Origin of the sequence: Nocardioides sp. YIM 152588 (assembly GCF_040191335.1) — a bacterium.
GTDB lineage: Bacteria > Actinomycetota > Actinomycetes > Propionibacteriales > Nocardioidaceae > Nocardioides.
Genome location: NZ_JBEGDJ010000044.1, coordinates 1 through 10805 on the forward strand (window position 1 = coordinate 1; position 10805 = coordinate 10805).

Consider the following 10805-nt stretch of genomic DNA (forward strand, 5'->3'; position numbering starts at 1 on the left):
GCGCGTGCCCGGAGATGGACTCCTCGACGTGGGCGTTGATCCTGCCGGTCTGGCGCCACTGCTGGATGAACTGCGTCTGCGAGCGCTTCATGATCCGCCCGGGTCCAGGCGGCCGGGCCGGTCGCCGTCGTGTGCACCGGCGGCAACGCGTCGGCCGACGAGATCGCGCGCCTCGCCGCCGCCTGAGCGTTGAGGTGGTTTCGAGGCTCGGCGCCGGGGCGCCTCGCACCTCAACCACCGGTGTGGCCGGTGGTTGAGGTGCGAGCGGAGCGAGCCGGTGCCGGTGGTTGAGGTGCGAGCGGAGCGAGCCTCGAAACCACCGATCCCGCGACGCGGGTGAGACGACGGCGACGTACGCCGCCCGGCGAGTCGCCACTGCTGTGGCGGGTGTGACTGGTGATATTGGTCCACTGCGCCCTTCCCCAGCAGGAGACACCACCGCATGTCCGAACGCACCGCCGCGTCATCCGCGTCGCCCGACGGCACCGCAGCCGACGGCGTCGCGGACCGTGCCGCGCGGGTCAGGTTCCGCCGCGCGATCACCCTGATGGGCTTCACGCTGATCGCGCCGGGCTCGGCGCAGTTGATCGCCGGCAACCGCCGCGTCGGCCGGATCGCGCTGCGGATCTGGGCCGTCCTGTGGCTGGCCGGCCTGCTGATGCTGGTGATCAGCCTCCTCGACCACAAGCTCGCGCTGCGGCTGGCGTTCAACAGCGACCTCCTGCTGCTGCTGCGCCTCGGCCTCTTCGCCGGCGCCATCGGCTGGGCCGCGCTCTTCATGGACGCCTGGCGGATCGGTCAGCCGCTCTCGCTGCGGATGCCGCACCGGCGCGCCGCGGTCGGCGTCAACGGGCTGCTCTGCTTCGGCGTCGCGGGCAGCCTGCTCTTCGGCGCCCACCTGGTCGGCGTCCAGCGCGACCTCGCCATCGCCCTCTTCGGCGACGGCCAGGTCACCGACGCCCACCACGGCCGCTACAACGTCCTGCTGCTCGGCGGCGACTCCGGCGCCGGCCGGTGGGGCCTGCGGCCGGACTCGATGACCGTCGCCTCCATCGACGAGGTGACCGGCAAGACCGTGCTGATCGGCCTGCCCCGCAACATGGAGAACTTCCCGTTCCGCGAGGGCTCGGTGATGGCCGAGCAGTTCCCCGACGGCTTCGACTGCGACGGTTGCTACCTCAACGGCGTGAGCACCTGGGCCGGCGACCACCCCGACCTGTTCGGCGACTCCGATGACCCCGGGGTGGACGCCACGATCATGGCGATCGAGGGCGTCACCGGCCTGAGCATCAACTACTGGGCGATGGTCAACCTCGACGGCTTCCGCGAGCTGGTCAACGCGATCGGCGGCGTGACCCTCAACATCCGCCAGCCGATCCCGGTCGGTGGCCTCGGCAGCGACGTCACCGGCTACATCCAGCCGGGTGTCCGCAAGCTCACCGGCTACGAGACGCTCTGGTACGCCCGGGCCCGCGAGGGCTCCGACGACTACTCCCGGATGGCCCGGCAGAAGTGCGTGCTCAACGCGTTCCTGCACCAGGTCAGCCCGGAGGCGGCGCTGACCAACTTCGAGGCCCTGGCCAAGGCGGCGACCGGAGTGTTCTCCACGAACCTGCCCTCCTCCGAGGTCGGCACCTTCCTCGAGCTGGCGCTCAAGGCGCGCAGCCAGAAGGTCGCCACGGTCTCCCTGGTCCCGCCCCGGATCAACACCGCCGACCCCGACATCGACCTCGTCCGATCCATGGTCTCCGACGCCATCGAGCGCTCCGAGGGGACCGCGCCGGCGCCCACGACCAAGAAGAACAAGAAGAAGGTCGACCAGCCGGTCACCGGCGGCTCGCTCGGCACCCGGGACACCGGCTACGCCGCCAACGAGTCCGACGACCTCGCCAGCGCCTGCTGAGAGCGCGAGTCGGCACAAACTGACGGCTCTGCCCCGCGAGTCGGCAGAAAGTTTCTGCCGACTCGCGCCCAGCGGGCCGTGCCGGACCGTAAGTTTGTGCCGACTCGCGCGGTCAGGGCAGGGGGGAGGCGGCGAGGGAGGCGACGACGCCGTCGTACACCTCGCGGGAGCCGGCGGCGACGAGCCCGCCCAGGTGGGTCTGCGGGTGCCAGGCGCCGCCGTCGTGCAGGCCGACGTGGCCGCCCGCCTCGGTGAGGATCAGGCCGCCGGGCAGGTGGTCCCAGGGCATGCTGCGGTTGTAGAGCAGCGCGCTGGCGTCGCCCGCGATCACGTGCGGGTAGTCGACGCCGCAGCACGCCCAGGAGATCTCCAGCTCGCCCAGCCCGGCCAGCTCGCGGCCGCGCCACGCCCAGCGGGCGGTGCGGTAGGAGGCGTCCCCGGGGTCGGCGACGACCAGCCGCTCGCCGTTCAGCGTCGCCCCGGCGCCGCGCTCGGCGACGTACGCCGCCTCGTGCTGCGGCTGCCAGATCCAGCCGCGGACGACCTCGCCGCCGCGCACCTCGGCGACCATCACCGCGTGGTCGGGGGAGCCGTGGACGAAGTTCTTGGTGCCGTCGACCGGGTCGACGGTGAACGCGTGCTCGGCGGCCGCGAACGCGGTCAGCAGGCCGGGATCGGCGGCCATCGCCTCCTCGCCGAGCACCAGCGCGTCCGGGTACGCCGCCCGCAGGGCGTCGGTGATCCGCACCTCGGACTCGTGGTCGGCGACCGTGACCAGGTCGCCCGGGTTCTTCTCGCTGACCTGGTGGTCGGCGAGCGTCCGGAACCGGGGGTTGATCACCTCGGCCGCGACGTCCTGGAGGAGCTCGAGCACGGCGTCGGTGTCCACGCGGCCACCGTAGCCGAACCGAATCCGCCCCGAACGCCAGGCCGGGGGTGACCGAGAAGTAGGGTGTGCGCCGTGCGCGTGCAGGCCGTGGTGGTGACCTTCAACCGGCTCACCCTCCTCCAGCGCCTCGTCGAGCGGCTGCGCGCCACGGACGGGCTGGACCGGATCCTCGTGGTCGACAACGCCTCGACCGACGGGACCGGCGCCTGGCTGCGCGAGGCCGGCGTGGAGCACCGCACGCTGGAGCGCAACACCGGGGGAGCCGGCGGCTTCCACGAGGGCGTGGCCTGGGCGATGGCCGAGGGCGCGGACCTGGTCTGGCTGATGGACGACGACGGCCTGCCCGCCCCGGACTGCCTGTCCCTGCTCCTGGAGCGTGTCGAGCGCGACGGCCTGGAGTTCTGCGGCCCGGCGGTGGTCGCCGAGCAGGACCCCGAGCGGCTCTGCTTCCCGATCCGGCTGCCGGGCGGCACCCGGGTGGTGCACGCCATGGCCGACGTCGAGGCGGCGGGGGCGCGGGGCGGCGGGCTGATCGACGGCGTCGTGATCCCGTTCAACGGCGTGCTGGTCACCCGCGACCTGGTCGAGCGGATCGGGACGCCGCGCGCCGAGTTCTTCATCTGGGGCGACGACGTGGAGTACCTGTGGCGCGCCGAGCGCGCCGGCGCCCGCATCGCGACGGTGGTCGGGGCGCGGTTCTCCCACCCGGCCACCGACGACCTCGGCACGCCGATGATGTTCGGGCGCACCACCTACAACCACACCGCCAGCGACCTCAAGCACTACTGCATGGCCCGCAACAACGTGCTCAACCTGCGCGACTACCGCGGGTGGGTCCACGTGCTGCTGTTCTGGGTGAAGACGCTCTGGTTCTACCTGTTCACCCGCCCCGACCCGGCCCGGATCGTGCTCAGCGCCCGCGCCGGCGCCGCCGGGCTGCGCGGGGACTTCTCCGGCCACGAGCGGTACCTGTCGTGACCCCTGCCGAGCACACCGCCGAGCACACCGCCGAGCACACCGCCGAGCCTGCGCCCGGCCGCGAGCGCGTCGCGGTCGTCGTGGTCACCTTCAACCGCGCCGACCTGCTGACCGGGATGCTGGCCGGCCTGGCCGGCCTGGAGCGCCCGGCGGACGCCGTGTTCGTGGTCGACAACGCCAGCACCGACCACACCCGCGCGGTGCTCGAGGCCTGCACGCTCCCCGGGCTGGTGCCGATCCACGCGGAGGAGAACCTCGGCGGCGCGGGCGGCTTCCACCTCGGCCTGCGCACGGCCTTCGACGAGGGCTACGACGTGATGTGGCTGATGGACGACGACGTCGTCCCCGCGCCCGACTGCCTGACCCGGCTGCTGGAGGCCGAGGGCGACTGCCTGGTCGCGGTCCGCGAGGACCTCTCCGGCGCGCTGGTGGAGAAGGCGGCGACGCGGTTCGACCTGCGCAACCCGCTCTCGGTGCGCCCGAAGACCGCGAGCGTGGAGACGACGTTCGGCGAGCGGGCCGCGATGCCGGCGACCGTCCCGGTGGAGAACGCGGCCTTCGAGGGGTTCCTGGTCCGGCGCGAGGTGGTGGCGCGGATCGGCTTCCCGGACCCGTCGTACTTCATCTTCTACGACGACGTGGACTACGTCGTCCGCGCCCGCCGCGCCGGCTTCACCGTCAACGCCGTCCGGGACGCGGTGCTGGTGCGCCAGCTCGACTTCAACCAGCAGCACGACCTGGCGGGCTGGAAGGGGTACTTCATGTACCGCAACCTGTTCGCGGTCCACTTCCGGTACGGCGAGAACGCGCTGGTGCGCGCGAAGCCGTGGCTGATCGCGGGCGCCGTCGTGGCGCTCAGCCCGCTGCGCGGCGGCCGCGCCGAGGCGCGCAACGTCAGTCGAGCGTTGAGGGACGCGCGTCGGATGCGCCGACCGGATCCAGCGGCCCTGCCGCCTGCTCGGGCCTGACCAGGCGCACGCGCCAGCCGACCCGGTTCCCGGTGGCGACGCCGGCCAGCCAGACGGCGAACGAGCCGAGCGCGACCCCGCCGACCACGTCGGCGGCGAAGTGCCACCCGAGGTAGACGGTGGAGAGCACCGTCAGCGCCAGGAAGACCCAGGCGCTGATCTCGACCCAGCGGGGCACCGCGACCAGGCGCGCGATCAGGCAGATGGTGACCATGATCCCCACGTGCAGCGAGGCGAAGGCGGCGATGGTCTGCAGCGCGTCGGCGCCCCGCGGGTCGGCCAGCACGGCGACGCGGTCGTCCCACATCCCCTCCTGGAGCCGGGTCACGTAGGTCCGCGGCAGCTCGTCGAACATGCCGGGGTCGGAGTAGATCGGGCCGACGGTCGGCACCAGCAGGTAGAGCAGCGCGCCGAGCACCCAGTCCACGGCCAGCGCCGTGACGAACCAGGCGCCGGCGGTGGTCTGGCGGGTCCAGACCAGCGCGATCGCGATCGAGACGGGGACCAGCGCGATCCACGCGACGTAGACGAAGGAGAGGAGGTGGGCCGCGAAGCCGGTGCCGAACCAGGCGTGCATGACCGCCGCGGGGTCGTGGCCCGCGAAGAGGAACCGGTCGATCTGGGCCAGGGTCGCGTCCCACTCCCGCGGGTTGACGAACGGCGCCATCGACTTCACGTTGCGGAAGGTCGCGTAGCAGAGGTACCAGGCGAGCAGCCCGTTGAGCGCGAACCACCAGTGCGAGGCAGGCCAGCGCTCGCCGACCACCTCGCCGAGCAGTCCGCGGAGCGCGCGCGGGCGCCAGGAGCGGCGTACCCGCGCGCGGTGCGCGACGCGCGGCACGATGTCGAGCGCGATCGCCGCCAGGACGATGAGCGGGAACTGGATGTAGCCGGGCATGACGTCGTCGGGGTCGCGGATCGGCAGGTCCTGCACCGCCGCGATCAGCACCATCAGGGCGGCCATGAGCAGGCCGCATGCCCAGGCCAGGCCGAACTGCCGTGCCGCGCGCACGAAGCCGTACCTGGTGTTCACCTGGCCAAGACTAGAGGGACAACGACCCGCCGCGCGTGCGTGGGCACACGGCGAAGCCCGGATCGCCCGCCGGGGCGGCTAGAATCGCCCGTCGTGTCGACCCCCCAAGAGCTTCCCGACCTGTTGATCGTCGGTTCGGGCCTGTTCGGCCTGACCATCGCCGAGCGGTGCGCCACCGAGCTCGGCCTGCGCGTCCTCATCCTCGAGCGCCGCGAGCACCTCGGCGGCAACGCCTACTCGGAGGTGAACGAGGAGACCGGCGTCGAGGTCCACAAGTACGGCGCCCACCTGTTCCACACCTCCAACGAGCGCGTGTGGGAGTACGTGAACCGGTTCACGTCGTTCACCGACTACCGGCACCGCGTCTTCGCGAAGTACCAGGGCCAGGTGTACTCGTTCCCGATGAACCTGGGCCTCATCAACCAGTTCTTCGGCAAGTCCCACACGCCGGACGAGGCCCGCGCGCTGATCGCGGAGCAGTCCAGCGAGATCGCCACCGCGGACGCCACGAACCTCGAGGAGAAGGCGATCAGCCTGATCGGCCGCCCGCTCTACGAGGCGTTCGTGAAGGGCTACACCGCCAAGCAGTGGCAGACGGACCCGAAGGAGCTGAGCGCGGACATCATCACCCGCCTCCCCGTCCGCTACACCTTCGACAACCGCTACTTCGCCGACAAGTACGAGGGCCTGCCCGTCGACGGCTACACCGCGTGGCTGAGCCGGATGGCCGACCACCCGAACATCGAGGTCCGCACCGGCGTGGACTTCTTCGACGTGGCCGACGACTACAAGGGCAAGGTCCCGATCGTCTACACCGGCCCGGTCGACGAGTACTTCGACAACGCCGAGGGCCGGCTCTCCTGGCGCACCGTGGACCTGGAGGAGAGCGTCGTCGACGTCGACGACTACCAGGGCACGTCGGTGGTGAACGCCAACGACCAGGAGGTCCCCTTCACCCGGGTGCTGGAGTTCAAGCACTTCCACCCCGAGCGCGTGAAGACCCACATCCCGGGCAAGACGATCATCGTCCACGAGTACAGCCGTTTCGCCGAGGACGACGACGAGCCGTACTACCCGATCAACACCGCCGAGGACCGGGCCAAGCTGCTCAAGTACCGTGAGCGTGCGAAGGCCGAGCCGATGGTGCTCTTCGGAGGCCGCCTCGGCACCTACAAGTACCTCGACATGCACATGGCCATCGGGTCGGCGCTGTCGATGTTCGACAACAAGCTCGTGCCGCACTTCCGTGACGGCGCGCCGCTGGAGAGCGGGGGAGTGGACGCATGACCGTCACCGAGACCACGACCGGGACCACCACGGGCGCCGAGGAGGCGACCACCCGGGTCCGGCTGATGCGGCAGATCATGCCGACGGACCGCGACACCGACGTGATCCAGCTCTACGTCGACCCGGAGCCGGCCACGCTGGACGCCGACAAGTTCGACCTGGGCACGAGCCGGGCCGCGCACGAGGCGAACGCCATCGCCTCCCGCATGCAGAGCGCGACGCGGCGCAACCGCATCGTGCACCCGGACCAGATCCTGTCGCGGACCGCCTTCAAGGTCCCCCAGGGCGAGACCATGTCCTTCGGCAGCTACTTCAACGCCTTCCCGGCCTCCTACTGGCGCCGGCACACCATCGTCAGCGCGATCCAGCTGACGGTGAGGGTCGAGGGCGCCGGTGCGAGCGTGATCGTCTACCGCTCCATGGCCAACGGCCGCTCCCAGCGCGTGGACTCCGCCACCGTGGAGGGGAGCGGCGGCGAGTTCACCTTCGACCTCTCCCTCAAGCCGTTCACCGACGGCGGCTGGTACTGGTACGACGTCATCGCCGCCGACGAGGACGCGGTGGTCCGCTCCGCGGAGTGGACCGCCGAGGTCCCGGTCGAGCAGGCGCCCACGGGCACCGTGACCATCGGCATCACCACGATGAACCGGCAGGACTTCTGCGCCAAGCTGCTCCAGCAGCTCGGCGACGCCGACGAGCTCGACGGCTGCGTCGACGAGGTCGTGGTGATGGAGCAGGGCACCCAGCTGGTCACCGACTCCGAGTACTTCCCGGCCGCCGCCAAGGCGCTGGGCGACCGCCTCCGGGTGATCGAGCAGGGCAACATCGGCGGCTCCGGCGGCTTCGCCCGGGCCCAGTACGAGGGCCTCAAGTCCGGCCGCTCGACGTACGTGATGATGCTCGACGACGACGTGGAGTGCGAGACCGAGGGCATCGTCCGCGCCCAGGTGTTCGGCGACCTGTGCCGCAAGACCACCATCGTGGGCGGCCACATGTTCAGCATCTACCAGAAGACGCAGCTGCACAGCTTCGGCGAGAAGGTGGCGCCGTACACCTTCTGGTGGGGCTCGGCCCCCGGCGTCTTCCCCGGCTGGGACCTCTCCGAGCGCAACCTGCGCTCGACCCGGTGGCTGCACGCCCGCATCGACGTGGACTACAACGGCTGGTTCATGTGCCTGATCCCGACCGAGGTGCTGCGCGAGATCGGCCTGTCGCTGCCGCTGTTCATCAAGTGGGACGACTCCGAGTACGGCCTGCGCGCCAAGGAGGCCGGCTTCCCGACGGTGACGTTCCCCGGTGCCGCGGTCTGGCACGTCCCGTGGACCGACAAGAACGACGCGCTCGACTGGCAGTCCTACTTCCACGTCCGCAACCGGTTCATCGCGGCGCTGCTGCACTCGAAGTACCCGCGCGGCGGCCGGATGGTGCAGGAGAGCTTCAACCACCAGATCAAGCACATGGTGTCGATGCAGTACTCCACCGTGGAGCTGCGGCACAAGGCGCTGATGGACGTGCTGGCCGGCCCCGGCCGCCTGCACGAGGTGCTGGGCACCACGCTGCCGGAGTTGAAGTCCCTGGTGAAGGGCTTCGACGACGCCACCTACCTCAGCGACCCCTCCGGCCTGCCGGAGGTACGCCGCCACAAGCTGCCGCGCAAGGGCCGCGAGCCCTCGCCCATCATCTCCGGACGAGCCGCGACGCTGCAGGCGCTGATCCAGCCGATCCGCCAGCTGCGCAAGCCGCGCGAGGACGCCCAGGAGTTCCCGGAGGCCGAGATCATGGCCCAGGACGCCCGGTGGCACAAGATCGCCCGGTACGACTCGGCCCTGGTCTCCCTGCCCGACGGCTCGGCCGCCGCCTTCTACCGGCGCGACCGCGGTCGCTTCGTGGACCTGATGAAGCGCACGGTCGACATCCACCGGCAGCTCGCGCTGCACTGGGACGAGCTCGCTGAGCAGTACCGCGCCGCGCTGGAGGACCTGACCTCCCCGGAGACGTGGGAGAAGACGTTCGAGCCGTGGCTCGACGACGCCCCCGCGGAGGACGTGGATGGCTGAGACCGCCATCGAAGGGCCGGCGCACGAGGCGCCGGCCCACCGGGACCTGAGCGACGTGCCGCTGACGCCTCCGACGGCGAACAACGGCCTGCTCGCGGTCTTCCGGCGGCGCTACCTGCTCAAGCTGCTGGTGCGCCGCGAGATCAGCGCGCGCTACCAGGGCTCGTTCCTGGGGTTGTTGTGGTCCTACATCAACCCGCTGGCGCAGTTCTTCGTGTACTGGTTCGTGATCGGCAAGATCCTCGAGCTGCACAAGGAGGTGCCGAACTTCGCGATCCACATCTTCGCGGGCCTGGTCGTCGTGCACTTCTTCGCCGAGACCTTCGGCGCGGGGACCCGCTCGATCGTGCGCAACAAGTCGATCGTGGTGAAGATGCCGATGCCACGGGAGATGTTCCCGGTGGCGACGATGCTGGTCTCGCTCTACCACGTCGTGCCGCAGATGGTGATCCTGATCATCGCCTGCCTGGCCTACGGCTGGACGCCGGACCCGGTCGGGATGGCGGCCGCCGTCATCGCGCTGGTGATGATCATGCTGCTCGGCACCGCCGTGGCGCTCGTCTTCAGCGTGGCGAACGTGTTCTTCCGCGACTTCGGCAACATCGTCAGCGTGCTGCTGCTCTTCGTCCGCTTCGGCGTGCCGATGATCTACTCCTACGAGATGGTCGACCAGCGCCTGGGCCCGGCCATCGGCCAGTTCTACCTGTTCAACCCGCTGGCCGACGCGGTGCTGCTGTTCCAGCGCGCGTTCTGGGTCGGCACCACCGACGACCCGGAGGCGCTGATCGCCACGGGCATGCCGGACAACCTGATCCTGATCGGCCTGGCGTGCGTGGTGGCGAGCGCGGTGCTGCTGGTCGTGGCGCAGCTGATCTTCTCCCGGCTGGAGAACAAGATCCCGGAGCGTTTGTGATGACGACCTCGATCCAGTGCACCAACGTGACGAAGACCTTCACGCTGCGCTACCACCGCACGTTCAAGGAGATCACCGTCGCGCTGGCCCGCGGCCAGAAGACCTCGGACACCTTCCAGGCCGTCGACGATGTCTCGTTCACGGTGGAGCAGGGCGAGTCGATCGGCCTGATGGGTCTCAACGGCTCGGGCAAGTCGACGCTGCTGAAGATGATCAGCGGCGTCATGCGGCCCGACTCGGGCGAGGTGCTCCGGCGCGGCCGGATCGCGGGCCTGATCGCCACCGGCGCCGGGTTCCACCCGCAGCTGACCGGTCGGGAGAACCTGATCCTCAACGCGGCGATCCTGGGCATGTCCGAGCGCGAGACGATGCGCAAGTTCGACGAGATCGTCGAGTTCTCCGGCCTGGAGAAGAAGCTCGAGACCCAGGTCGGCCACTACTCCTCGGGTCAGAGCGCGCGCCTCGGCTTCTCCGTCGCCATCCACGTCGACTCCGACATCTTCCTCGCCGACGAGGCGCTCGCCGTGGGCGACCGGCCGTTCCGGCGCAAGTGCATGGCGAAGATGCAGGAGGTCCGCGACGGCGGCCGCACCCTCTTCTACGTCAGCCACTCCAGCGGCTCGGTGCGGAAGATGTGCGACCGGGTGATCGTGCTCGAGGAGGGCCGGGTCGGCTTCGACGGCCCGACCGACGCCGGGCTGAAGTACCTCAAGTACGACGACGACCTCGTCGACGAGGAAGAGGACGAGGGGCTGGGCGACGACATCTGATCGTCGC

Annotated in this window: 9 protein-coding genes; 7 read left to right on the forward strand and 2 right to left on the reverse strand. The window is 70.4% G+C overall.

Features of this window, described 5'->3' with window-relative positions:
• The first annotated feature begins 442 nt into the window (after positions 1 to 442).
• On the forward strand, positions 443 to 1903 hold the full coding sequence (locus ABLM29_RS17210; RefSeq protein WP_349715548.1) for an LCP family protein: 1461 nt from the start codon (positions 443 to 445) through the stop codon (positions 1901 to 1903).
• A 112-nt stretch (positions 1904 to 2015) separates the two neighbouring features.
• Here the strand turns inward: ABLM29_RS17210 and ABLM29_RS17215 are convergent, their stop codons facing one another.
• Positions 2016 to 2792: an inositol monophosphatase family protein gene (locus tag ABLM29_RS17215; protein WP_349715549.1), complete on the reverse strand. Its 777-nt coding sequence runs from the start codon at positions 2790 to 2792 to the stop codon at positions 2016 to 2018.
• 72 nt (positions 2793 to 2864) lie between these two features.
• Between ABLM29_RS17215 and ABLM29_RS17220 the strand changes: the two genes are divergently transcribed.
• Positions 2865 to 3770, forward strand: coding sequence for a glycosyltransferase family 2 protein (locus ABLM29_RS17220; protein ID WP_349715551.1), 906 nt, complete (start codon positions 2865 to 2867; stop codon positions 3768 to 3770).
• Positions 3767 to 4738 (forward strand): glycosyltransferase family 2 protein, encoded by a 972-nt coding sequence (locus ABLM29_RS17225; protein WP_349715552.1) that lies wholly within the window; start codon positions 3767 to 3769, stop codon positions 4736 to 4738. Before ABLM29_RS17220 ends, ABLM29_RS17225 begins: the two co-directional genes overlap by 4 nt.
• Here the strand turns inward: ABLM29_RS17225 and ABLM29_RS17230 are convergent.
• Positions 4665 to 5771 carry a phosphatase PAP2 family protein gene (locus ABLM29_RS17230; RefSeq protein WP_349715554.1) on the reverse strand — a complete coding sequence of 369 codons (1107 nt, stop codon included), beginning with the start codon at positions 5769 to 5771 and terminating at the stop codon, positions 4665 to 4667. The two genes, ABLM29_RS17225 and ABLM29_RS17230, sit on opposite strands and share 74 nt — an antisense overlap.
• Positions 5772 to 5864: 93 nt before the next feature.
• On the opposite strand from ABLM29_RS17230, the gene glf reads away from it, so the two are divergent.
• The 4 genes from glf to ABLM29_RS17250 are packed head-to-tail and all read left to right on the forward strand — an operon-like array spanning position 5865 to position 10798.
• A complete protein-coding gene (glf, locus tag ABLM29_RS17235) occupies positions 5865 to 7058 on the forward strand; it encodes a UDP-galactopyranose mutase (protein WP_349715556.1) in 1194 nt (397 codons plus the stop codon).
• Entirely contained in the window at positions 7055 to 9115 is a 2061-nt protein-coding gene (locus ABLM29_RS17240; RefSeq protein WP_349715558.1) for a glycosyltransferase, read from the forward strand. Before glf ends, ABLM29_RS17240 begins: the two co-directional genes overlap by 4 nt.
• On the forward strand, positions 9108 to 10028 hold the full coding sequence (locus tag ABLM29_RS17245; protein WP_349715560.1) for an ABC transporter permease: 921 nt from the start codon (positions 9108 to 9110) through the stop codon (positions 10026 to 10028). Before ABLM29_RS17240 ends, ABLM29_RS17245 begins: the two co-directional genes overlap by 8 nt.
• Positions 10028 to 10798: an ABC transporter ATP-binding protein gene (locus tag ABLM29_RS17250; RefSeq protein ID WP_349715561.1), complete on the forward strand. Its 771-nt coding sequence runs from the start codon at positions 10028 to 10030 to the stop codon at positions 10796 to 10798. Before ABLM29_RS17245 ends, ABLM29_RS17250 begins: the two co-directional genes overlap by 1 nt.
• The last annotated feature ends 7 nt before the right edge of the window (positions 10799 to 10805 follow it).

Coding starts and splice junctions, on each gene's coding strand:
- ABLM29_RS17210 (WP_349715548.1), top strand. CDS start 443: ATGTCCGAACGCACCGCCGCGTCATCCGCGTCGCCCGACGGCACCGCA.
- ABLM29_RS17240 (WP_349715558.1), top strand. CDS start 7,055: ATGACCGTCACCGAGACCACGACCGGGACCACCACGGGCGCCGAGGAG.
- ABLM29_RS17245 (WP_349715560.1), top strand. CDS start 9,108: ATGGCTGAGACCGCCATCGAAGGGCCGGCGCACGAGGCGCCGGCCCAC.
- ABLM29_RS17250 (WP_349715561.1), top strand. CDS start 10,028: ATGACGACCTCGATCCAGTGCACCAACGTGACGAAGACCTTCACGCTG.